The sequence below is a fragment of the Bacillus sp. REN3 genome (genome assembly GCF_017912555.1).
Taxonomy (GTDB): Bacteria; Bacillota; Bacilli; order Bacillales; family Cytobacillaceae; genus Mesobacillus.
In genome coordinates this window covers 287,529-311,960 of sequence record NZ_JAERSD010000002.1, presented here as the reverse complement: position 1 = coordinate 311,960, position 24,432 = coordinate 287,529, and the positions used below count along the sequence as shown (strand labels likewise).

General features: G+C 46.8%; 18 protein-coding genes and 2 pseudogenes. 12 read left to right on the top strand and 8 right to left on the bottom strand.

The window, feature by feature from the left end:
* Positions 1 to 273 precede the first annotated feature (273 nt).
* The 4 genes and pseudogenes from JJQ88_RS02945 to JJQ88_RS02930 all read right to left on the bottom strand — a co-directional run bounded on the left by JJQ88_RS02945 (position 274) and on the right by JJQ88_RS02930 (position 4,141).
* Positions 274 to 779: pseudogene (locus JJQ88_RS02945) on the bottom strand (GNAT family N-acetyltransferase).
* Positions 780 to 825: 46 nt separating this feature from the next.
* Complete coding sequence (locus JJQ88_RS02940; protein WP_210364226.1) at positions 826 to 1,449, bottom strand: TetR/AcrR family transcriptional regulator; 624 nt, start codon at positions 1,447 to 1,449, stop codon at positions 826 to 828.
* Positions 1,450 to 2,207: 758 nt separating this feature from the next.
* A complete protein-coding gene (locus JJQ88_RS02935; RefSeq protein WP_246860892.1) occupies positions 2,208 to 3,773 on the bottom strand; it encodes a sodium/solute symporter in 1,566 nt (521 codons plus the stop codon).
* The gene (locus JJQ88_RS02930) at positions 3,773 to 4,141 is read right to left on the bottom strand and encodes a hypothetical protein (RefSeq protein ID WP_246860891.1); all 369 of its coding nucleotides are present in this window, start codon (positions 4,139 to 4,141) and stop codon (positions 3,773 to 3,775) included. The genes JJQ88_RS02935 and JJQ88_RS02930 overlap by 1 nt, the downstream gene beginning before the upstream one ends.
* A 215-nt stretch (positions 4,142 to 4,356) precedes the next feature.
* On the opposite strand from JJQ88_RS02930, the gene JJQ88_RS21645 reads away from it, so the two are divergent.
* The 3 genes from JJQ88_RS21645 to JJQ88_RS02915 all read left to right on the top strand — a co-directional run bounded on the left by JJQ88_RS21645 (position 4,357) and on the right by JJQ88_RS02915 (position 7,923).
* Positions 4,357 to 5,604: an AraC family transcriptional regulator gene (locus tag JJQ88_RS21645; protein WP_210364224.1), complete on the top strand. Its 1,248-nt coding sequence runs from the start codon at positions 4,357 to 4,359 to the stop codon at positions 5,602 to 5,604.
* A 304-nt stretch (positions 5,605 to 5,908) separates the two neighbouring features.
* Positions 5,909 to 6,772: a tyrosine-type recombinase/integrase gene (locus tag JJQ88_RS02920; protein WP_210364223.1), complete on the top strand. Its 864-nt coding sequence runs from the start codon at positions 5,909 to 5,911 to the stop codon at positions 6,770 to 6,772.
* Between the two features lie 11 nt (positions 6,773 to 6,783).
* Positions 6,784 to 7,923, top strand: coding sequence for an IS91 family transposase (locus JJQ88_RS02915; protein WP_210364222.1), 1,140 nt, complete (start codon positions 6,784 to 6,786; stop codon positions 7,921 to 7,923).
* Between the two features lie 367 nt (positions 7,924 to 8,290).
* Here JJQ88_RS02915 and JJQ88_RS02910 read toward each other — a convergent pair whose 3' ends face one another.
* Positions 8,291 to 8,458: an anti-repressor SinI family protein gene (locus JJQ88_RS02910; protein WP_210364221.1), complete on the bottom strand. Its 168-nt coding sequence runs from the start codon at positions 8,456 to 8,458 to the stop codon at positions 8,291 to 8,293.
* A 445-nt stretch (positions 8,459 to 8,903) separates the two neighbouring features.
* On the opposite strand from JJQ88_RS02910, the gene pxpB reads away from it, so the two are divergent.
* The 4 genes and pseudogenes from pxpB to JJQ88_RS02890 form a co-directional block, all read left to right on the top strand.
* Positions 8,904 to 9,614: a 5-oxoprolinase subunit PxpB gene (gene pxpB / locus JJQ88_RS02905; RefSeq protein WP_210364220.1), complete on the top strand. Its 711-nt coding sequence runs from the start codon at positions 8,904 to 8,906 to the stop codon at positions 9,612 to 9,614.
* Positions 9,611 to 10,627, top strand: a complete 1,017-nt coding sequence (locus JJQ88_RS02900; RefSeq protein ID WP_246860890.1) for a 5-oxoprolinase subunit C family protein — start codon at positions 9,611 to 9,613, stop codon at positions 10,625 to 10,627. Before pxpB ends, JJQ88_RS02900 begins: the two co-directional genes overlap by 4 nt.
* Before the next feature lie 2 nt (positions 10,628 to 10,629).
* Positions 10,630 to 11,400, top strand: coding sequence for a LamB/YcsF family protein (locus tag JJQ88_RS02895; protein WP_210364219.1), 771 nt, complete (start codon positions 10,630 to 10,632; stop codon positions 11,398 to 11,400).
* Positions 11,401 to 11,427: 27 nt separating this feature from the next.
* Positions 11,428 to 11,682: pseudogene (locus JJQ88_RS02890) on the top strand (hypothetical protein); the annotation flags it as partial.
* A gap of 259 nt (positions 11,683 to 11,941) precedes the next feature.
* Here the strand turns inward: JJQ88_RS02890 and JJQ88_RS02885 are convergent.
* The 3 genes from JJQ88_RS02885 to JJQ88_RS02875 are packed head-to-tail and all read right to left on the bottom strand — an operon-like array spanning position 11,942 to position 15,630.
* A complete protein-coding gene (locus JJQ88_RS02885; protein ID WP_210364218.1) occupies positions 11,942 to 13,285 on the bottom strand; it encodes a UDP-glucose dehydrogenase family protein in 1,344 nt (447 codons plus the stop codon).
* A gap of 46 nt (positions 13,286 to 13,331) precedes the next feature.
* A complete protein-coding gene (galU, locus tag JJQ88_RS02880) occupies positions 13,332 to 14,228 on the bottom strand; it encodes a UTP--glucose-1-phosphate uridylyltransferase GalU (protein ID WP_210364217.1) in 897 nt (298 codons plus the stop codon).
* A gap of 40 nt (positions 14,229 to 14,268) precedes the next feature.
* On the bottom strand, positions 14,269 to 15,630 hold the full coding sequence (locus JJQ88_RS02875; RefSeq protein WP_282597649.1) for a glycosyltransferase: 1,362 nt from the start codon (positions 15,628 to 15,630) through the stop codon (positions 14,269 to 14,271).
* A 676-nt stretch (positions 15,631 to 16,306) separates the two neighbouring features.
* Between JJQ88_RS02875 and JJQ88_RS02870 the strand changes: the two genes are divergently transcribed.
* The 5 genes from JJQ88_RS02870 to JJQ88_RS02850 all read left to right on the top strand — a co-directional run bounded on the left by JJQ88_RS02870 (position 16,307) and on the right by JJQ88_RS02850 (position 24,369).
* Positions 16,307 to 16,972 carry an ABC transporter ATP-binding protein gene (locus tag JJQ88_RS02870; protein WP_210364216.1) on the top strand — a complete coding sequence of 222 codons (666 nt, stop codon included), beginning with the start codon at positions 16,307 to 16,309 and terminating at the stop codon, positions 16,970 to 16,972.
* A 15-nt stretch (positions 16,973 to 16,987) separates the two neighbouring features.
* Entirely contained in the window at positions 16,988 to 19,318 is a 2,331-nt protein-coding gene (locus JJQ88_RS21640; protein WP_210364215.1) for an ABC transporter permease, read from the top strand.
* A 23-nt stretch (positions 19,319 to 19,341) separates the two neighbouring features.
* Positions 19,342 to 20,508, top strand: coding sequence for an MGDG synthase family glycosyltransferase (locus tag JJQ88_RS02860; RefSeq protein ID WP_349237089.1), 1,167 nt, complete (start codon positions 19,342 to 19,344; stop codon positions 20,506 to 20,508).
* A 471-nt stretch (positions 20,509 to 20,979) separates the two neighbouring features.
* Entirely contained in the window at positions 20,980 to 22,080 is a 1,101-nt protein-coding gene (locus JJQ88_RS02855; RefSeq protein WP_210364213.1) for an acyltransferase, read from the top strand.
* 192 nt (positions 22,081 to 22,272) lie between these two features.
* Positions 22,273 to 24,369, top strand: a complete 2,097-nt coding sequence (locus tag JJQ88_RS02850; protein ID WP_210364212.1) for a polysaccharide lyase family 8 super-sandwich domain-containing protein — start codon at positions 22,273 to 22,275, stop codon at positions 24,367 to 24,369.
* Positions 24,370 to 24,432 lie beyond the last annotated feature (63 nt).

The window sequence follows — 24,432 nt, the reverse complement described above, 5'->3', positions numbered from 1 at the left end:
GTGAAATTGGCTAGTTAGGCCGGTACGTACTGCCAAAGAAAGAAGAACGTCGGAAAGCCGTATGAGGGAAAACCTCACGTACGGTTTGATGAGGAGGGACTGAAAGTAAAAGAGGAAGCCAGGAAGGCTCCCTCTTTGAAATCAGTTTCTTACTCTACCGGCAGGAGAGGAGATTTACATGAATTTCTAGCCAGCTAAGGCCGAAACGGACACCTGAGCAATAATAAGAACTGCAGGAATGAGGTGAAATTTATTTCTAGCAAGTTAAAAGGATCAGTCTGCCTTGCCTTGCTGTTCATCGCATTCATTCTTGAGCAGGCCCATATGGATGATGTCATGCCATTTCCCTTCCCTAAAATAGGATCTCCCTGCTGACCCATTCTTTCTGGAAACCCAGTTTTTTATACAGATGAAAGGCTCTATCATTGAATGAAAATACCTTAAGCGAAATCCGGTGTAGGTTCATTTCGTAAAAGACGTAGTCCAGCAGTAATATCAAACCTTCTGAACCATACCTTTTCCCAAATAGTCCTTTTCTCCCGTATCGAGAATGCATCCAGCATTCTGTTTTGATAATCAATACTGATCAGGGATACGGTTCCGATCGGTGATTCGATATTTTTCTGAAGCATGATATAGCTTTTAGCCGAAGGTGATCCCAGGGTCACTTGATCGACGAAATCTATTTCTCGTTGATTCCAATGGATAAGATTGGTGAAGCGCATGACCTCCATATCATTTCTCCATGTATGGTAAAGTTCGGTATCTTCCCTCGTCATTTTTCTCAATCTGATCCTCGATGATTCAAATATATAGCATTACTCCTTATTTCAGATTTTCAGGATTGATCATCTTTTCCAATGTGAAAAGGAGGACGGTTAATTGCTCCTTGACTTTTGTCTGTTCGTGTCCCAATTGGAAGGTGTTCAATAATAATCCATCGATGAAGGAAAGGAGGTACCTCGCAATGGAATGGGACGATTGCACTGGCTTGAATTCTCCTCTTCGGATGCCCTCATTCAATATTTGTTCAATCGCTTCAGTCGCCCGATTGTAACGCTCGACAATGTAGGGGAAGTAATCTTTATTCTTCACATACTTGGATGATAAAAAGAATTCAGCCTTTGCGTACACCAATGTTTGATCAACCGCTTCAATATGGGACTGTTGTTCTTTGATCCAGCGCTTCAGGCATGGCCAGAGGGGACCGCCATCGGTTGGGATAAAGTCCTTGATTTCTTTTTCATCTTCATGTTTTAGGACTTCGATAAAAACATGATCGATATTATCAAAATAGGTGTAAAATGCACCTCTTGAGATTCCGGCTTCATCCATGATGTCCTGCATCGATGTGTGGACATAACCTTTTTGGATAAAAACCTTCTTTGCAGCTCTGATTAACTGTCTTTTCCTCTCCATTTTATATTCTTCGCTGACTCTTGGAGACATAGAATCACCTCTTTCACAATTGGTTCACAAAAAACTATACAATATTGTCGTTTTTTAATTATAGCGACAAAATTGTATCGTTTCAACCCTTTATCATGATTTAAAAAATCTTTCTGGGGGGATTTTATCTGAAAGCTGTTTTCGTCAATTTTTAATAAATGATTGATTTACACTCCAGGCTCTAGCTTTCCGCGGGGCGTGAGTGGAGCTTCCACGAGTCAAAAACGCCTGTGGGGCCGCAATTTTCCCGCTGTTCCCACCGGAGTCACGCACCTTTCGTTCCCATCAATCTTTTCAAAAACGATTTGTTTTCCTTGAAATTGGTTCAGGAAGCAATAATCTTTTAGAAAACAGCCTATCTGGATGATGGAAGGGCGCCTGGTTCCAGTGCTGACATCATCAATCCTGCCGAAAAACGACATGTGCAGGCAAAAAGAGGACCTCCAGCCTTCCTTGCCGGCTAGCACTTCATGACGGGATCGGCTTAATTCAAAATCAAGTCGGCCGAAAAGTCCTGTCGGCGCTAACAAAAGGATTGGGCGGATGCCACCTTATAATGAAGCGTTTTTTTACCGGGCAAGTTGTAGCTAAAAAGAATGTGATTTCATGGGGGATGGATTGCCGGCTCGTTGGGTCAGGAGTTGGAGAATCTGAACTTGGGGGAGTTCAAAAGGATTAGCGGGGCCAATGAAATTGAAGCTGTCCGAAGGTCAATCAGCAAGACCAGTTCGGACAGCCTCTATTGAAATGGGATAAATCTATGCTGCTTCAGACTCCTTCGAGTGCACTTGCCTCATGAAATCATTCACGTCTGCTGGTACCCGGCGGTCGAGCTTCGAGACGATATAGACTGATAGGAAGCCAATCGGAACGGTGATGAGGCCAGGTACATTGAACTGCAAAAATTCTGGCAGCGTTGTCTTGAAAAAGATCATGTACATGGAGGCGACGAGGCCGATCACAAGGCCGGCGATCGCTCCTTTTTCGGTCATCCCTCTCCACCAGATGCCAAGGATGAAAATCGGTGTGAACGTACTGGCCGCAACAGTAAAAGCAAGGGCAACCAGGTGGCCGATGGATGCTTCTTTTACCATCAGCCCGAGAATGCCATACAGGATGCCAAGGACAATGATCGAGACCTTTCCAGCGATGACACGCTCCTTCTCTGTGATGTTTTTACGGAAGAAGGTCGCATAAAGATCGTGGGCAAGGGCACCGGAGCTTGCGATGAACAGCCCGGAAAGGTTCGAGAAGACGGCAGCGAATGCACCGGCAATCACGAGTCCGAGCAGCCATTCCCCGCCAAGTGCCTGTGCAGTGGATGGTACGACCATATTGTTTCCTCCGGCAATCAGATCTTTCATGATGCCCGGATCGGCATTGCCTGTCAGGAATATGGAACGGCCTACCACACCAAGATACACTGCGAACAAGAAGAAGACACTCGCGATCCCGATCGCCATTAGAGCCGATCTGCGGGCCGCCTTCGCGCTTGGGTTCGTATAAAAACGCAGGAGGATATGTGGCAGCCCAATTGTGCCCAGTGACAGCCCGATGGTCATCGAAATCGTCTGCCAGAAGGACGGGAAGTAATTCCCAGTACCGGTCCAGACAGATCCATCGAATGGAATGTCCTTTCCGTCGGTAGTGAATCCGGCCGTTCCTGCGATCGAACCTTTGAATTCATTGATTCCTGCCAGGATCTCATGGTAATGGAGACCGCCATAGATGGCAGCACCGACCATGAGGAGGAAGGCGCCAAGCCGGATCCATAATTCAAGGGCCTGGTTGAGTGTGGTGCCTTTCATTCCGCCGATGCCGACATAAAAAATCATGACGGTACAGGTGAAAATGATCCCGAATTCATAGCTGGTCCCGAAGAACATGCTAAGGATCTGGGCTGCGCCGAGCAGCTGGGGAGCGGCATAGAAACCGGAAATCGCAAGGACAACCGCAACGGCGGCAAGCCGGGCCCGTTTGCTGTGGAAACGATAGGCCAGAAAGTCAGCTACTGTGTAGGCACCGAAACGGCGGAGCGGACCTGCCACGAAGATGGCAAGAAGCGTCAGCCCGATGGAAAAACAAAAGGCGTAGTAGGCTCCATCATAGCCCAGCTGATACGTCAGCCCGGCGATGCCGAGGAAGGTGGCGGCGCTCAAATAATCACCGCCGATTGCCGATCCGTTTGTGAACCAGCCGAAGCTGCGGCCGCCAACGAAGTAATCAGAGGCTGTCGCGCTTCTTTTTGTCAAATAGGTGATGTAGACAATCGTACCCATCAGGAGCAGGGTAAGCAAAAATTTCGGTTCTAAAATTACGGCCATCAAACAATGCTCCTTTCTTCAGGAGATTGAGCTGGAGCGCCAGTATTTTTTTCATTCACTTTTAAGCGTTTTTCATACAGGTATGTATGAATATACGCTATGATAAAAGCCATTGCCATTGCGACGATGCTCGTCAGGAACCAGCTGTAGGTCATGCCGCCCCATAAACGGGAGAACATGAATCCTTCTGCGTACCAGTTCAAAACCGGGATTGAAAGAATGAAAATATAATAGAAGAGCGTTAGTTTTAACCCAGTCCTGAATTCGCCTTTCATGATTTTCTTTGTTTCCGGATCCAGCGGTTCTAGCTCGCTGACATCGATGGTGTCTGCCGCTACATAATCGTACTCGGTATATTCCCCTGCCAATTTGATTTCCTCCTTTATTTTGTTTCATAGCCTACGACTTTCTGTTTCCCTCCTTTGGGCAGGCCGTGATATTATAAAAATGATTGTACGTCATCGCCAGGTCATATACCTTACAATAAATTATCAGAAATATACAAATATTTAATCTTCTTTAATTTTTATTCCAATAATTGTATAAAATTTCAGTGAGCTGAATGATGGGGAGGAGGGAGATTGTGTATTCAATATGTCTCTTAGTGGATGATCCGTTTGAGCGGGAAAAGCTCTCAAGCTGGATTTCGGAAGAATTGGCCGGGAATTGCATCCTGGCAGGAAAAGACTGTCCTGGCCAGGGAATCCATATAGCGGTTATCGAAGTCAGCAAGTGGCATGATTGGGTAAAAATACACCGGTTCCGCAAACGGAATAAAGGCTGCAGGATCATTCCGCTGCTATCCCCTGCTTTATTGCATACTTCCCCGCTGGCCATGGAATTCAAGCTTTCGTATCTTCTGGTGAAATCAACGAAAAAACATACGTTTTTGCGGACAATAAAGAAGGCGATCGGAGAGCTTTCGAGTGAAGGGGAGAGAATACAGGCTCATGAGGAGGATCCAATGGCCAGGATTCAGATAAAGCAGAAGAAAGAGCGCCACTCCCTGCCATTCCAGGAGGCGTTCTTACGGAGGCTGCTGGCTGGGGAAATCAAAACAGAACAGGAAATGATCGACTCTGGCTTTTTTTTGAACAATGGGGCTGTACCGAATGTTGTCTGTTTTATCCAGGGATTTGTCCGGTATCCGGAACAGCGGGAAAAGGAGGGCTGGCATGCTCCCATGATCATACAGGAATCGTTCAAAGACAGGTTCAAGATGCATCATCTAACCTTCCTGTCGTATCGTAGGCATTTACTCATGCTGATCCATGTTCCGGCAAAGTACCAATCATTGAAGCACTGGAAAGAGGGAGAAGAGAAAATCCTCGACGGGATTTCTGCGCTTGAGAGGGATTATGGTATCCAGCTCTACATCGGTGCAGGCTCCATCTATCGTGACCCGCTGCTTCTCCACAACTCTTATCGGGAAGCATGCAAAGCCCGGCGGACTTCTCCATACGAACGGCTATGCCTCCGTTATTTCGAGGAAATCACAACAGATGAAGGGATCCAGAAGTGTACGGACTATATTGCCCAGTATTGTACAGAGGATCTATCGGTCAAACAGGCCGCGGACCAAATCAATCTTAGCGTCCCCTATTTCAGCAGGATCTTCAAACAGGAAACAGGGCGCAGCTTCGTCGAGTACGTTACCTTTGTGAGGATGCAAAGGGCAGTCTGGCTGTTGCGGCACACAAACCATACAATCGAATGGATCGCCGAAGAACTAGGCTACAACACCCCCAACTACTTCAGCGGCACCTTCAAAAAATACGTCGGCCTCTCACCAAGAGACTACAGAGCCACAGAAGAAATCCTATTTGTCTGAAGCACGGGGACGGTTCTCGTGCTTCAATTTCGTGAAGCATGAGAAGAACGAAATCGCTACGCGATGGCCCAAAAACAGCCCACCCGAACAAAAAATAGTGCATAAACGAAGAAAAAGTATGTTTCATATGGTATTGTTTAATCGCCAAAGAAAACAAATCCCATAGAAACATACTTTTATTTTATGATTATAACACATCCAATCTTAAGCAGATATCCATTAATATCCCCTTTTCCATGCAGGCCACCTCCTGACTCCTGATTCAGCCGCCATCAAATTGATTACTGAATCAGGAGGTTTCATCATGGAACTATATGAAGACTTTGAAGACACAATCAATCTCTACTTCGAACTCAAAGGAATCCCGGAATCCTCAAGGGAATCGTACGGAAGAAGAATCCTTGCTTTCCTTTCCTATATGAAAGAGCGGAACCACTCCATCACTGAGATGAGTGAAAGGGAGATCCAGCAATATATCCTATACCTAAAAAATGAACGAGGCCTTTCGGCTGGTACGATCAATAACTACATTTCAGGGATCCGTGTGTTCTACACGTTCGCCATGGACAAGGAATGGAACCCCAGGAAGGTCCCAAGGATGAAACGGACTCCCCATTTTCCGGTCATCCTTCCAAAGGAAGAGGTTGTCGCTTTTATAGACGGCATCGAAAATGTAAAGCATAAGGCCATTTTCGCCCTGATTTATGGCGGAGGCTTAAGGGTGAGCGAAGTGGCACGCCTGAAGATCCGTGACATCTGCAGTAAGACCATGACCATCCGGGTAGACAAGGCCAAGCATCATACAGTCAGATACACCATCCTGTCCGAGAAAGCCCTGCTTATCCTCCGTGAGTATTTCAAGGCTTATTTCCGGAATGAACCCTATTCGCCTGATGACTGGCTCTTCCAGGGACAAAAAGAGGGACAGCCTTACACGATTAAGTCCGTCAAGAATGCTTTCCTCAAGCTTCGTGAGAAGCACAACCTGGATCCAAGGGTTTCTGCGCATACGCTCAGGCACTGTTTTGCGACCCATTCCCTCGAAAGAGGAGTGAAAATCATCCATATCCAAGAGATGCTTGGACATAGGAACCTGAAGACGACACAGAGATACCTTCACTTGACATCCAAAAGCCTCATGGGGATCAAGAGTCCCCTGGACTCTTAGGGGACCGGGCCATGACGACTGTCCAAAAGATCTTTCGGGATTCCTATCACGATTATGTGGAAACGCACGTGCCGTCCCGTATCCAGGCCAAAGCTGCCGACTCCCTGATGAACTGCAAGACCCCAGGGATGGGGGCGCGTTCCTTCGAATGCGGGAACTGTGGCCATTGCCGTGTCTGTTACAACTCATGCCGGAATCGCCACTGTCCCCAATGCCAGGGGGTGAACAAGGATATCTGGGTCGACAGGAGGAAGAAGGATATCCTGGATGCCCCGTACTTCCATGTCGTCTTCACGATGCCGAAACAGCTCCACATGGTCATCTATCAAAATCAGAAGCTTCTCTATGACTTGATGTACAGGGCTGTGGCGGAGACCCTGATGGAACTTTCCGGGGACCGGAAGTACCTTGGTGCACGGATTGGCTTCTTCTCCGTGCTGCACACCTGGGGGCAGAACCTTCATTACCATCCCCATATCCATACCGTCGTGCTGGCCGGAGGCCTGACGGAACACAATCAGTGGAAAATGGTTGATGGAAAGTTCTTTCTCCCTATCAAGGTGCTTTCCAAGAAGTTTCGCGGGAAGTACCTCTACTACCTGAAGAAATTTTATGAAAAGGGCGAGCTTCAGTTCTATGGGCACATGAAACGGCTTAGGCAGCCTCGGCATTTCCATCGGCTAGTCGATTCGTGCTATTCCATCGACTGGTACAGTTACACGAAAAGGACATTCTCAGGTCCCCAGGCCGTAATGGAATACCTCGGTCGCTATACCCATCGCATTGCGATTTCGAATAACCGGATCGTTTCCGATGATGCCAGCACGGTCACCTTCCGTGTCAGGGATTATAAGGAAAATAACCGGATCAGGACCGTCACGTTGACGAAAGTGGAATTCATCCGCCGATTCCTTATGCATGTCCTCCCGAAGGGATTCGTCAAGATCCGGTATTATGGGATCCTTGCCAATAGGGTGAAGAAGGAAAAGCTGACCCGATGCAGGAAACTGACCAAAAGCAAGACCTATCAGCCATTATTCGAAGGATTGCCCATCCATGAGGTGGTCTCCATCCTCTTGAATAAGGATATCACCCTCTGCCCCGGCTGTAAGAAGGACCGCCTGAAGCCAGCTTCCGAGGAGGTCCCTTGAATGCGGCAAATTGAATGCTTCTAAAAAAGCCCCTTCAGTGGGGAGGGGGAAATTGTATCTTGAAACATCGAATTCCTTTGCATTTGACAGGATTTCTTCCATTCTGGCCGCACAAAAACCACAAACAGATGGCACTGGGAAGTTTGAAATCCCATAAGCCGAGACCGCGACTTCATTCTTCTCGGGCAATCAAAAATTTTGCGCTGTCTGACCTAAATATGAGAAAGCAGAAGGCACAACCGGAGATAAAAACCGCTGGTTGTGCCTTCTTTTCGCGCAAAACTTCCGATTGAACCCTTTTAAGAACCGTCCCCGTGCTTCCCCGTGTTTCCCGCCTCCAAAAAAAGAAGCGTCCTCGTCATCAAGGCTAGCTTCTTTTGTCTTCGTCATTATTTATTTTCCGAACCGTTGCAGCGGTCTCTTGTATGAATGTGCCAACCTCAGTTTTGGAGATTCCCATTTTTCGCGCGGTATCGATCAGCTGATACCATTCTTGGTCGAGGTGTTCAATTGAGCTTCCGTGTACGGGATTCATTTGCATACCTCTTTTCTTTATTCATTTTAATTCCGATAATGGAAGAACTTCATTCAGACATCCTTACCTCAATGGGATAAACTGCGACAGGTGGCATTGAAAATAGGGAAAGAAAAAACGGAGAGGTATATAGGTCTATTTTCCTACATTTGAAATTCTGTGTCAATTTCAAGGGTGTAAATTTAAATGGAATTTTTTTGAAAACATCAGGGTGTTATAGTGGATTTGCCTTATGAAGGGTTCGATTGCTTCGGGGGAACATGAGCAGCAAGCCTTACAATTCAAATTGCGTACTGATGTAAGAGTATTTGGCAGGATTTTCAGCTCCAGGGAACTGCACGTTAAAGACAGAAAGGGTAATTTTTCATTATTCAAAATATATCGTGAATTATGTTATCCTATAAGCAATTGTTTTTGGCAAGTAAATTTTTTTGGGGGTGTAGGAATGGAGTATCGTCTGCTCCCGCTTGGAGATCAAGCGATTGTCGTTGAGTTTGGGACGGAGATTGCTACTTCGGTCCAGCAGAGGGTACAGGCAGTGGCTGCCTTATTGGATGGGGACCAGCCGGAGTGGATGGTGGAATATGTTCCGGCTTTCACGACCATCACCATTTTCTATGATCCAGCGGCGATTCCAAATGTATACAGCTCGCAAACTCTTCCCTACCATTACGTAAGCCGTGAGATGGAGCAATTATTGACTTCACTTCCGGATAGAAACCCAGAGGAGGCACGTGCTGTCGAGATTCCCGTTTGCTATGGAGGAGAATTCGGGCCCGACCTGGAGGAGGTCGCCAAACGGAATGGATTGTCTGCCGAAGAGGTCATCGACATCCATTCAAGCGGTGATTACCTTGTGTATATGATTGGATTCGCTCCGGGGTTTCCCTTTATTGGCGGCATGTCGGATAAAATCGCGGCGCCGCGGAAAGAAACCCCCCGCCTGAAGATTCCGGCAGGCTCCGTTGGAATAGCCGGCAAGCAAACCGGGGTTTACCCGATCGAAACGCCTGGCGGCTGGCAGCTGATCGGGCGGACGCCGCTCAAGCTCTTCCGGCCGGAAGCGGAACGCCCAAGCCTTTTGAAAGCCGGGGACAAAATAAAATTCACGCCGATCAGCCTCGAAGAATACAGAGAGTGGGAGAAATGCCGATGATCACGATCATCAAGCCCGGACTCCTTACTAGCGTTCAGGATTTAGGGCGGTATGGGTATCAGAAATATGGTGTCATAGCGAGTGGCGCGATGGATACAATTGCCCATCGGGTTGCCAATTTGCTCGTAGGGAATGAGGAAAACACCCCGACATTGGAAATCACCTTGCTGGGCCCGACTATACATTTTGATGAGGATGCATTGATAGCGATTTGCGGAGCGGATCTATCCCCAGCGATTAATGGGAAAAGGGTCAGGACCTGGCGGACAATCCTTGTGAAAAAAGGAAGTGAACTGCAGTTTGGGCAGTGCCTTTCCGGTGCCCGTGCCTATCTCGCAATAGCCGGCGGTTTATGTGTTCCTCCGGTCATGGGGAGTAAATCCACCTACTTAAGAGCCGGAATCGGGGGATTCGCAGGTCGTGCGTTAACGGAGGGCGACCAGCTTCCGATTGGTATGGCAAATGGTCTCTCCCGAAAAATGAAAAGGTATTTCACCAGGTTTTTAGAGGGGGATTTTACAGATGCCGGCTGGTCTGTCGCTGCCCGTCTCATCCCTTGTTACCAAAAGGGCTATACCATCCGGATCATCAAGGGAAGACAGTACGGATCATTCACGGACGATAGCGTCGAAAAGCTTGTTACCGAGACTTTTACCGTTACTTCCCAATCAGACCGGATGGGCTATCGGCTGGAGGGACCGGCATTGGCGCTAAAGGATCGAAGGGAAATGATTTCAGAGGCAGTGAGTTTTGGGACGATCCAGGTGCCTCCGGATGGACAAGCAATCATCCTGCTAGCGGATCGGCAAACAACTGGCGGATACCCGAAAATCGGGCAAACCGCGGCAGCAGACCTCCCGCTCGTGGCACAGGCAAAACCGGGAGACACGCTTAGGTTCAAACAGATATCCCTCGAAGAAGCCCAGAAGTCGTATTTGGAAAGGGAGCTGGACATCCAGCAGCTAAAACATGGAATCTGCCTGAAAATCACCCAGAAGGACAGGAGGGAATGAAGATGCATATAGTTGATTTGAATTGTGATATGGGAGAAAGCTTTGGGGCTTATAAAATGGGGAGGGATGAAGAAATCCTCGATTATGTGACGAGTGCCAACATCGCTTGCGGCTTCCATGCGGGCGACCCATCCACGATGCGAAAAACGATCCGGATGTGCCTTGATAAGGATGTGGCGATTGGAGCGCACCCGGGCTTCCAGGACCTCGCTGGCTTTGGCAGGAGGGAAATGAGCATCACGCCAGAGGAGGCATACGACCTTGTCGTTTACCAGATTGGAGCGATTTCTGCATTCGCTATGGCCGAAGGGGGCAGGGTCCAGCATGTCAAGCCGCACGGTGCCCTTTATAACATGGCGATCAAAGATCTGGCTCTTGCTGAAGCGATCGCTGAGGCTGTTTACAATGTCGACCCTGAAATGATCCTGTTTGGCCTTGCCGGAGGAGAACTGGTAGCCGCAGGTGAAAAAATTGGCCTTCGCACTGCCAGTGAAGTTTTTTCCGACAGGACTTACCAGCAGGACGGTTCACTGACTTCCAGGCGGGAAAAGGATGCGCTGATTAAGAATCATGAGGTGGCAATCAGCCAGGTCATCCGCATGGTCAAGGAGGGGAAGGTCCTCTCCCGGCAGGGTGTCGATGTCCCGATCAAAGCAGATACGGTCTGTATCCATGGAGATGGGGAGAGGGCTCTCGATTTCGCCAGGTACATTTCTGCTGCGCTTAGGGAATCGGGGGTACTGGTTGGAAGGATAGGTGACTATTTAAAATAACGGAACATAGGGACAAGGGAGGAACAAATGGGAACTAAATCGAATAGAAGCTTATTGCTGGGTGCTGCCTTCCTAATGGCGACATCCGCTATCGGACCAGGCTTCCTGACACAGACAACGGTTTTTACTGACAAGCTTTTGGCGAGCTTCGGATTCGTCATCTTCGTGTCGATCATCATTGACATCGGCGCGCAGATGAACATCTGGCGAATCATCGCTGTCTCTGAAAAGAGGGCACAGGATATCGCGAACGATGTCCTTCCGGGATTGGGGTATTTTGTATTTTTTTGCGCAAAAAATGAATTTAGAAACCTGAGTTGATTGGAGTGGAAGGCGCGAAGACTCCTGCGGAATCAGCTGGTCAGATGAGACCCCGCAAGAGCGAAGCGATGATGTGGCTCAGCGCCAGCCTCGCGGAAAGCGAAGCGCCTGGAACGGAAATCAACGGACATTTTTACAAGCAGCCTCAAAAATAAAGAGGATGCCCAAAAGTTTATCCTTTTGGGACACCCTCTTTTGAATGCTTGTTTCTGTTTCCACATTAGCCAATGGCTGCAATTTGATGTTCATCTTGCTTACTTGCTTTATTTGGCTCTCTTCCAACAGAGACATATTCCCCATTGAAATTTTTGATGTCTTCATCATAATAGCAATTCCGGCCATCGAAAATGACGGGTTTTTCCATGAACAGGTTAGATAGGAACAAGGTTTTTTCCACTATCTCCTCCCATTCCGTAACAATAAATACAAGGTCGGCCTGCTTGATTGCTTCTTCAATCTGGTCGGCATAAATGACTTCCTCGGGCAGGACCTTCTTTGCATTCCCTGCAGCAATTGGGTCATAGCCGATGACTTCGGCCCCCAACTCGACAAGTTCCGCTGCGATTGGAATAGACGCGGCTTCTCTCATATCATCCGTTTCCGGCTTGAAGGCAAGTCCCAGCAATGCGACTTTTTTTCCGGAGAGTGAGCCAAAACGCTCCAGGGCTTTTTTGACGAGCAATGTTTTTTGTTTTTCATTGATTGAAATGACCGATTTCAAAAGGTGGAAATCATGGTTGAATTCTTCGGATATTTTTACAAGTGCATGCGTGTCCTTAGGGAAGCAGGAACCCCCGTAGCCAATCCCGGCATTCAGGAATCGGTCCCCGATTCTTCTGTCCATCCCCATGCCTTTTGCGACTTCTTCAATATCTGCGTTTGTTTTTTCGGATAAATTGGCAATTTCATTTATAAAAGAAATCTTGGTCGCAAGGAATGCGTTCGAGGCGTACTTGATCATTTCGGCACTATGGATACTTGTTCTTAAAATTGGCAGCCCAAATGGTTTGTTGATTTTTTCCACGATATTCCCCGCTTCCGCGTTGTCTGCCCCTATGACGATCCTGTCGCCTTTGAATGAATCATGGATGGCTGAACCTTCACGCAGGAATTCAGGGTTGGATACGACCTCCGCGCAATGGTTTCCCTGGAGGTTGGCAAGGATCAACTGGCGGATTTTCACGTTAGTGCCGATTGGGACAGTACTTTTAGTGACGACGACAACATCCTGAGTAATATTTTGCCCGATCGAACGCGCGGCATTGAAGACATAGGAAAGGTCTGCTGTTCCATCCGCGCTTTCCGGGGTGCCGACAGCGATATAGATGACTTCTTTTTCTTTTAGGCCGGTTATATCATTTGTTGTGAAATCGAGCCTTCCCTCTGCGCGATTTTTTTCCATCAATTCTTCAAGTCCTGGTTCATATATAGGAGAAATCCCCCGTTTTAACTGGTCAATTTTATGAGGGTTGATATCAATGCATGTCACTTCGTGGCCGATCTCCGCAAGGCATACACCTGTTACAAGCCCGACATAACCTGTTCCGATAATGGCGATTTTCATTGCTTTTCCTCCTTCAGATGATGAATCTTTTATGAATGGAAACACATCAAGAGTTTATGGAAAGCTGATTGTCCACCAGCAATTCCTGTAAATAGGTCTTAACATTTTCCTGCAGATCAGGACGCTGGAGTGAAAAATCAATCGTGGCTTTGATGAATCCGAACTTGTCCCCGACATCGTACCTTTGCCCGGAGAAGTTATAGGCAAGGACATTTTGTTTTTCATTCAGGAGCTTGATGGCGTCCGTTAATTGGATTTCGTTTCCTGAGCCTGGCGGAAGATTCTCCAGGATCGGGAAGATATCAGCAGTAAGAATATAACGTCCCATAATCGCGAAATTCGAGGGCGCGTCTTGCGGGCTTGGCTTTTCCACTACGGAGGATAGAGCTAAAAGATGCTCATCCAGCGTGTTGTTTTCAAGAGGGGAGATGATCCCGTATTTCGATACATCTTCAGGCGGAACTTCCTGGACACCCAGGACGGATGAATTGTACTTATCAAAAACGTCGATAAGCTGCTTCAGGCAAGGGGTTTTCGATTTGACGATGTCATCCCCGAGCAGGACGGCAAAGGGTTCATTCCCGATGAAGCGGCTGGCGCAATGGATGGCGTGGCCCAGGCCGAGAGGTTCCTTCTGGCGGACATAATGGATGTTGGCGAGATTGGAGATGTCCTGGATTTCTTCCAATCTGTTGATTTTTTCTTTCTTAATGAGTGTTTCTTCCAATTCATAGGACTTGTCGAAATGGTCTTCGATCGCCCTCTTGCCTCTGCCGCTGACAATTAGGATATCTTCAATGCCAGATTTAACTGCTTCTTCAACAATGTATTGGATTGTAGGCTTGTCGACGATTGGCAGCATTTCTTTTGGCTGTGCTTTTGTAGCGGGCAAAAATCTTGTTCCTAAACCGGCTGCTGGAATGATCGCTTTTCGGACTCTCATTTAAAACACTCCTTTGATGCTGAATTTTGATTTTGGCTGCTTATCCCCGCGTTCCCCATGAAGTGGAACGGAGTGTGATCAACGCCCAGAAGCGCATAGGGCAAAGAAGGACAAGGAACAGGATCCCGTAAATCGGGGCAAGCAGGAAAGTGAACGGGCGCTTGTAAGCGTAGAAAACATTCCTGGCGTAAGCAGAAATCACTACATATGCCAGGTAATAGACCAGCATGATCAATCCCATCGTCGTCGAGGTGTAGTAAATAGCGAAAATGAGTGAAACCCCAAATGCAAGCCATAAAAACATCTCAAGCATGACCCAAACGAAAACATTCGGCTTTTTCATCCCAATCTTCAATGCAATCAGGCTCTCGCGGAAAAAGGATTTATTCCATCTGTTTTGCTGCTTGATTAGTGTCCTGAGGGAGGTTGGCGCATCCGTGATACAGCGAGCGGTTGACTGATACAAGGTTTTCCCTTCACGGATCGCATAATTCGTCAAACAGCGGTCATCCCCAAGCTGCACCTGCTGGCCAAGAAATGTCTGGGTCCCATAATGATCGAGGTTCTTCATGACTATTTCCCGCCGATAGGCGCTTAGCGGCCCGCTGCAAACCAGAACATTGTTCGTCACAGAATGGGCAGCCCGCTCTACTCTGAAAGCATTGTCATAGCGCATATCAATCAATCGGGTAAGGACATTATCGGCGCGGTTCCTGATATTGACGTGGCCCGTAGTAGCGGTCACTTCTTCATCATTGAAGGGCTTCAATAATTCCCTGACAGCGTTAGGGAATACTGTGCAATCTGAATCGACTGTTATGAAGATATCGCCGGTTGCCCGCTCGAAAGCCCAGATTTGCGCATGGCGCTTTCCCATGTTTTTTGGGAGACGGTGTACGATCAGGTTTGGCATTTTAAAAGAAGGATTTGCCTTTTTCAGGTCAAATAATGCTGCTCCCTTCCCGGCTTTTAAATTTTGATTCAGCCTCTGGACAGCCTTGAATGCGGAAATATCTTTGCTGCCATCGTCGATGACAAAGATTTCGTGGACAGGATAATCCTGTTTCAAAATACTTTCGACTGTGCCCAATACTGCTTCAGGCGCTTCATTATAGGATGGGATGACCACGGAAACCTTCAAATCGGGCGGGTCTGCCATCACCTCTTGATACTTAAAGGATAAAAGCATTTTTCCAAGTAAATAACTGATCATGACCGCCCCATAAATCCCTATGGTCAAATTCAACTTGTCTGACGCAGTCAAATTCACATAGAAAAGAGCGGAAACGGTAAGAAGGAATAAGGTGACGACAAAGACCTTCTCTTTCATAGAAAATTTCTTCTGGGTCTGAAGGTTTGTCGCGGCTACTCCTCCTGGAAGCTCTGTTTCCATTTTGGCCATTTACATTCTCCTTTCAAAATAATCTTGATTTTGATGTCGGGCTGGATCGGCTAAGGTTTTCGTCCATTGCTGACCCGACCAGCTTCACACAGAGTTTATGAAAGACCTGGAAGACTTGCAATCAATCATTTTTCATAGAGACTTTCCTACCCCTTTTTTTAACAATCCTTCCCAGGCATTGATATGACAGGATTGGGAGCGGTTGCAAACTTTGGTTTATATTTCCTTGAAATTGTCATGACCTTGAAACATTGCAGTAAAAAGATCGGTTTACAGAAGGAATTATTTTTGGATAATAACTCTGCCTATTGGAGTGCAAGAGGGCTTGTAATCATTTCGAAATAATTGTTAAAAACATTTATGGAATTTTTTTAGTTTTTTGCTATTTTTATATATTTTTACAAATCAACCAGTTTCATTTCCGAATTTGTTGAAAAATGAGACAACCTGTCTAATGAAAAATCGGGATATCATCTGAATTTACAATTATTTTCAAGAAATGTAAGCTGGAAATCCCCTTTTCATTGTGAAGAAGATGAAAACAGGACCGGATTGGGACCTTACTTTGTGAGAATAGTTACATTTGTTGGAAGATTTGAGCTTGTTGCTTCTGTTGCGGCTCGGAAATGGTCGTGCTATATATGGGATGAGTTATTCCCCGAAAGGAGTTCTTTCCGTGATCAAGGTAGATCATCTTTCAAAAATGTTCCTGAATGGGGAACAGTATGAGCATGTATTAAGGGAAGTCAGCTTTGAAGTGAAGAAAGGAGACCTGGTTGGCATCTTCGGGAAATCCGGCAGCGGCAAATCGACTCTGCTGAATATCCTGTCAGGGATTGAGACTCCTTCATCCGGGACAGTCACGATTGAGGGAAGGAAGGTTTCTGCGTTGTCCCCAAAAGCACTTACAAAATGGAGAGGTTCCAATGTCGGGATTGTGTTCCAATCGTTCCATCTGATCCCGACCTTGACGTTAGCAGAGAATGTCATGCTTCCAATGGCATTTTCAAGGAACCGGAAAGGGAAAAGGCAGCGGGCGCTTCAGCTGCTGGAGAAAACAGGATTATTGATGAAAGCGGATTTGTATCCCGATTCGGTTTCCGGCGGGCAGCGGCAGCGTACTGCCATTGCCAGGGCTCTAGCGAATGACCCTCCGCTGATCGTTGCGGATGAGCCGACGGGAAACCTTGACTCCCAGACCTCTACAGAGATTTTCCGTCTTTTCAAAATCCTGTCTGAAGCTGGGAAGACAGTGGTGATCGTGACGCATGATCTCGATTTTTACGATAAGGTTTCGAGAAGATTCCATGTCGAGGATGGGACCGTGTATGAAGCGCCTTAAGGTGGGGTGATCCGGGTGCCCGTGTATTTAAGACTAGCTTTAAGAAGCTTTTTAAAGCAAAAAACGAAAGCGTTGCTAATCCTGTTTTCTCTATTGTTCTGCCTGGTTACGATTGGGACGCTCCTGAATTCGAAATTCCTGTTCAATGAGCTTTTGCAAAAAAATAAGGAAGAGTCCTCTGCTGCAGATATTACCTTTTACACCGGGAATTTCAATAAGAGTGTTGAATTTCTGTCTTCCATAGATGGAATCCGGCATTTTGAAGCAAAAAGGCAAATAAGGAGCCGGGCCAAGATCGATGGGAAATACAGCAACTTGCTGTTGACCGTGAATCCGGTACATTCTTCTAAAATAAATACGGTCCAGCTTATGGAAGGGAAAGATTCCTTAAGCAGCAGGGGAATATGGATTGAAAGAACGACTGGCGAGTCAATGGGGATCAACAAGGGAGATGAAGTGCAAATATCCCTGCCTAATAAAAAGGGCAAGACGAACTTTTCCATGGAGGGGATGGTCAGCGACCCTTCAAGGATTCCAGCGAAATACAGCGGGTTGGCTTATGGCTTTATAAATGAAGCTGCTGCGGAACGATTGGGAATCCCTCCATTTCATAACCTTGTCCAAATTAAACTGGATGGATCGGTTCCAGAGGGGAAGAAAGCAAGAATGGCCGGGGAAATCCGCCGCATGCTAGAGGATAATGGCATCACAGTATATAGGAACGAGACATCTTCTGAAACATTTTTCATCAGGGATTCCGTTATCAACTCATTATTGAATGTATTTATTCTTTTAGGAGCCTTTTCTATTGTGCTTGGTTTTGTGCTGATCGTTCATTTATTCCACAGGATCATTGTGGAGGACCGCTTTTCCTTAAGTGTCCAGAAAGCGGTCGGAGCATCCAGCCTCCAGCTTTGGCAGCAATATATCGTTCTGATCGGGGTACTCGGCTTATTGCTGAGCGCTCTATCCATTCCGGCCAGTATGATGGCCTCTCGCTATTTAGTCTTTTTCCTTGGCAGAGAATTGAACCTTGGTTTGGACCATCCAGAAGGAATTTCTTCATGGGTTGCGGGCATATTGCTGTTTTTATCCTTCAGCCTTCCTTTGGCTGGGGCATCAGGCCCGATCCGGAAGCTGGTTGAATCGCCAATCATTGAAGGATTCAAAAGCACCCTATCAGCACCGGGAAGAAAAGGGAAATACCATTCCCGCTTTTTCCATTTAAGCCTGCTGTCATGGCGGAATGCATTCTTGAAAAAAGTACAGGTCCTGATGAATATCATTATGCTTTCCTTTGGCGGGGGAATCATCATTGCTTGTCTTACGCTGAATCAATCTCTCCAATTTTTGCTGGAGGATCTGAACCACTTTTGGAAGCATGACGTTGAATGGTCAATCAACAGTCCCCAGCCAAAAGGAGAACTCATCTCCTTGGCAATGGGGATGGATGGCGTCAAAGGTGTGGAAGGATGGACGAAAAGGAACGCAGAGGTCATCCGCTCTGCCTCGGGAAAAATGAATGCATTGTTTTACTCAATGCCGGCAGACTCACGCTTCATCAATCCGTACCTGATCGAGGGAAGCTGGCTCGATGGCGGCCATCCAAATGATATCGTCATCAATTCCGAATTAAGTGAAAGCCTTGGTTCTGTCAATCCAGGAGACAAGCTTGAACTGCAAATTGGAAAAAGCAACAAGGAGTGGAGGGTAGCAGGCATCATCGCTAGCACTCTCTCAGGCCCTTCCGTCTATATGGTCCAGGGCGCTTACGGCGAATGGCTCGATCAGTATACAGTCAATCGGCTTATGGTGGATGGACGGCGTGGCCATCAGGATTCTTCTCTTCTCCAAGAAGGCGAGGAATACCTTGGGGAAAAAGGAGTACAGGTAGTTGGATCTGATACTGTATCCGACATGAATGCCCGTCAAAAGGAGATTCTCTCCCTGGTCATCGTCACCATCCTGCTGGTCGGCATCCTGTTCGCGCTGGCTGGGATGGTCAACCTGATGATTGCTGTCAGTATCAATGTTTTTGAGAGAATGGGAGAGATCGGCATCCTCAGGAGCCTGGGCTGCTCGAATTGGAAGATCTATCAATTATTCATTTGGGAAAGCACCCTCATCGCCCTGCTGAGCTGGGGGCTGGCTACAGCGATGTCCTATCCTTTGAATTGGCTTCTAGGCTGGAAAATCGGGGAATCCCTCCTGCATTCTTCAATGGAACCGGGCATATCGGCTGAAGGAAGCGTGTATTGGCTCTGTGCAAGTATTTTCATAGGTTTGATCGCAACCATTCTTCCGGTAAAAAAAGCCCTGGGAGTGAACGTCAAAGAGCTGCTCTAACTAAAATGCCAGCGGAGGAATGAATGATGAAAAAAGTGCTATTTTTACCTTTATTCCAAATGGAATCGGGTCACCATCGGACGTCTGATGCGTTAATGGAAGCCTTTCGGCAGGGCTGCCCCGATGTGCGGTGCGAGAAAATGGATTTTCTCAGTTACGCGCATCCCTTCCTGGAAAAAAGCATCTCCACCCTTTATTTAAAGTGGATCTCTGTATGGCCCGCCTCGTATAGCTGGCTTTATTCTTCCTGTTTTCAGAAAGATCGCTCATTCCTTCATTCATTGTATGAAACGCTTTTCCTGGAAAAAATGGAGCAATTGCTGCTGGAGGAGAAACCGGATTTGATTATTTGCACGCACAGCTTTTCCTCTTTCCTGATCGATAAGCTAAAAAGCTTCGGTATAAGTACTGCTCCGGTTGTAAATGTATATACGGATTTTTTCATGAATGGTGTTTGGGGGAAGATGGAGATTGACTTGCATCTTGTACCCACTATCGAGATGAAGGAGAAACTGGAACGGGATGGTGTCGACGGGAAGCGGATCAAAATATCGGGCATCCTGACAAGCGATCGATATCAAAAGCTGAAGACTGCCAAGAAGAATGATGGGCTTCATGTCCTGGTGACGGGAGGAAGCCTCGGCCTGGGCAGGAATCTGGATAAATTGTTTCATGCCTCCGGCCACAAAGATGTGAAATACAAAGTATTGTGCGGATTCAATAAAGAATTGTTCGAGAGGGTTGCTGCTTTGAATGCCCCAAATGTGGTACCGCTGTCTTATATTCCTGAGGCTGAGCAGATGAACCATCTTTATCACTGGGCAGATGCCATCATTACGAAGCCAGGAGGGATCACGGTCGGGGAAGCAATCAGGAAAATGCTGCCGGTCTTCATCCATTCCGTCCTTCCCGGACAGGAAGAAAGGAACATGGAATATCTGGTGGAAAAAGGGTTGGCCAGCAGCTTGGATGCCAGCGGCCCGATTGAGGAACAGCTGATTGCTGTTCTTAAGGATGATAGCGCGATGTTCACCATGAAAAAAGCCAGATTCCAATACACGAAGAACATAGAGATCCCCTCCTGCAGCCAGATAGCTGCATTCTTAAGCGAAAGGTATTTGCCCGATAGCGGAAATGAACAAATGAAGTTCATTGATGATGTATTTTCAAAATTGTTCAGAAGTCTTTAGGATTCTTGCGATTTTTTATCAAGTGATAAGAGAAGAAGCAACAGCCTGTCGCAAGGACGCCGATGTGCACCCATGTGAAAATATCATGGAAGAGTCCGAAGAGATGGGACATGTCAATCACTCGCCTTCTTTGCTTGTATTTAACCTGCCGCGGGCAGGGTTAAACAATTAGATGATCGATTTATCTTCTATTATTGACCCGGATACATCATACCGGGACGAAAGACATTCCGATCCGTACTGCTGATCATATCGGTGTAAAAGGAACGATGTTTATAGCCTTGGAGGCCGTAAATGGAAAATTTCCATACTGTCACGGTTTTATTTTTCCGGAAGCGTTCGATCTGGAAATTCGGGAAACAATTCCCTGCTTAAAATGTATTATGTCATAAGAAAGTTTCCATACATACTGGAAAAATATCCATTCGCAGATTCATGAATGGCAGCAGCAAAGCTAAGGAGGAAAACATCATGGATGAAACTGCTAAACCATCAAAAAAATATATCTTCGAGATCCACTTTTTGCGTGCTTTTGCGTGCCTGGCAGTCGTTGGCGTACACGTATCGGCCACACATTATGGGATGAACGGGGAAACCTGGAACGGATTCACTTATTTCATCAATCAAATCGGGAGATTCGGGACACCCATCTTTGCTGTCATAAGCGGCTTCCTTCTCTTCTATCAAGTGAAAAGAAGAGGGTTCCAGCTTGGCTCCTTCATCCGATCACGGTTTTCAAAAATTCTCCTTCCTTTTTTAATCTGGAGCCTGGCATACCGATTCCTGCTCTATCATTATGATCATCAAGAGCTTGGCGCCCCTTCTACGGAATTGGCAAAAATCCTGACAGGTGAATCCTTCTATCATTTGTATTTTGTAGCGATTGTCGTCCAGTTCTATCTTGTGTTTCCCATCTTGCAGAAAATATTCAACACCCAGACCCTTCTTCTAATCTTCACGGTCGTTTCCCTTGTCATCAGTTATAACTTGTATGGATTCGACCCTGGATTGGAAGGGAAATGGGGAGAATGGCTTGCGGGAAAATCCTTCATGCCAATCTGGTTGTTTTATTTTGCATTTGGCGGCTTCATGGCCTATTTTTGGGATGGAATCGTGTCGTTCGCCAGCAAGAGGCCGTGGAAAATGCTTGTCCTATCCCTTCTCGTAACAGCTGGGGCGGTAGTGGAATACAAGGTCAATGGATATGTTTCCAACAGGCGTCTGACTAATTTAATCAACATCCCGCTCCTTTGTATCGCTGTGGTGGGGATATATCCGCTGCTTTCCAGGCTTGGCCTGGTGAAAAAGACGTTGACAATCATCGGCCAATATTCAATGGGAATCTACTTGATCCATCCGATGATTCTCTATTTAATGGCTCGGCATCTGCCCCAGGAATCCTGGGAGACAGGATACGTCCCAGTCCTTTTCATCGCTGTGCTGATTTCTGCGGCGCTGTTTATCAGAATCCTGCAGTTCGTTCCGCTTAGCGGATTCATTATTCCTGTACCTCGAATCAAAAAGGAAAAAGCGCGGCCTGAAGAAGCTTCCGCAAAAAAATTGTCCGCTTAGCGGCACTGCCAGGACCCTAGTATTCTTTACACCTACGGAATCCCAAAATATTTTTTTAAGAACAGTGGACGCCAACAGCCTTACACAGAGAATAGCTATGCGGGACATTGCACAGCTATTCTTTATTTATTTTCTAAACTTATATTTGAATGGTGAACTGTTGGAACAAGAAAAGAATCGCAGGAGGGAAGCATGTCCATAACACGAAAGCGTATCGTCATAGCCCTGCTCGCGGCTGCTGCAATCACGCTGCCTGTTTGGCTGGCAAGCCACCTACAACCCGAGGATGGAAAGGAGCGGTCTGAAGATCCGATGCACATTCTTCAAGAACGGTATGAGAGATCTTTGATCGGTTCAGCGGGAGGAGCGAAAGTAACAGTTTTTCAAGAAAGGATGGATGGCAGCGGGAAATTCACGGATCTTCCCTATCGAAAAAAAGAAGAAAACCCAAGAGCAACAGTGGGCCATTTACAGCGCCTGGAAACGATGGCCCGGGCGTACCAATCGAGAGACCACGCGGAGTTCAAAGATGAAAATTTGAAGGCTGATATCCTGCGAGGTTTGGAATTCTGGAATTCGAACACGGTCAAGGCGGAAAATTGGTGGTGGAACAGGCTCAGGATCCCGATGATCATGGGCAATATTCTTTTTCTGATGAGGGGTGAATTGCCTGACGAGCTAAAAAATGAGTCATGGCGGGTACTGGATGAATATGTTCAATCCAAGGCGCCTCCATTGGAAGGGCTGAACCTTGTTGAAGCTGAAAAAATAAATTTTATCAGAGGGTTGGCAACGGAAAACAAGGGGATGATCAAACAAGCAGTGCTTTCAATCCAGCAGTCTTTGAAGGTCAGCGACATTGGCATTCAGCCGGATATGACTTTCCATCAGCATGAGCAGTCTGTACAAACCGGGACTTATGGAATCAGGTATGCTCTCGAGACCGCTTCCATGTTCAATCTGACCCATGGAACACCTTACTCTTTTGCGGAGCATGATTACAAACTGCTATCACACTACATATTGGATGGCATTCAATGGTTCATATCGGGAAATACAATCGATTACACTACGCTTGGCAGGGGGATTGCAAGAAAAAACAACGAGGCCGAAGAGGTGGCTGCACTTGCTGAATTGATGGAAAAATTGCCTACGGGCCGACAGGACGATTATAAGAGATTTATTGAAAGGCTGGAGGGGAGAAGGCCGGCTTTCACCGGGAACAGAGCCTATGGAAGATCGGGATTAATGGTCCATCACCAAAAGGACTTTTACAGTTCTGTCCGTATCCTTCCGGCGGATATGAAATCCAGCGAGCCTTATTATAATGGAGAGGGCATAAATAACCGGCATATGGCCAATGGAGCGAATCTTTTCTATTTAAAGGGGAACGGGTATGCGGGTATTTTTCCTGTATGGGACTGGAGGAAAATCCCCGGAACGACGGCCGTCCACAATGATCGGAAAAAGGAACCCCTGTCAGGAAAGAACAATTCGACCTTCACCATCAGTGACGGGAAAAACGGGCTGGCCTCCATGCATATGAACTATAAGGATTTGGCTGGCCTGAAGTCATGGTTCTTTTTTGAAGACAAGATTGTTGCGCTCGGGGCCGGCATCCGGTCGAACAGCCTTGATCCCATTGTCACGGCAATAGATCAGCGGATCTGGAGCGGGCAGGTCGAAACTTCTGAAAAACCCGTCCTGAATCACGACGCGCATGAGAGAATCAAGAAACCGAGCTGGATCTTCCATAATGGAATCGGCTATATTTTTCCGGGGAAAAATGATAGAATCCATCTTTTGCTGAATAAAAGAGAAGCGAGCTGGAGCAAGATCAATAAACGCTACAGGGAGAATTCGCCGGTCAGGAAAAAAGTATTTGAACTATGGATCAATCATGGCAAGAAGCCGAAACACGCAAGCTATCAATACATCGTTGTTCCAGGAAAGACCAAAGAGGAGTTCAGGAAAATGAGAGAGTCTTTCCCGATTGATATTTTGGAAAACAGCAGCAAAATCCAGGCAGTCCAAAACAAGGAGCTTGATAATGTCCAGGCTGTATTCTGGGAAAAAGGCAAGCTGACGATTCCAGGCGGACTGGAAGTCACTATGAACCAGCCAGGCGTACTATTAATTGAAGAAAAAGGAAGCAACCTAAGGATCAAAGCAAGCGCAGGGAAAACCTCGGCAAAACCGCTGAAACTGAAAGTCTCACAAAAAGACGCAAACAAAAGCATTACCCTGGAAGGAACAAAAGGGAAGATCGAAGGCAAATATGGAATGTAGGCGCCTTTTCTAATCGGGAGGAGAAAGAGCAAGCATTCGATCCGCTTTGATTTGTGAAAATTC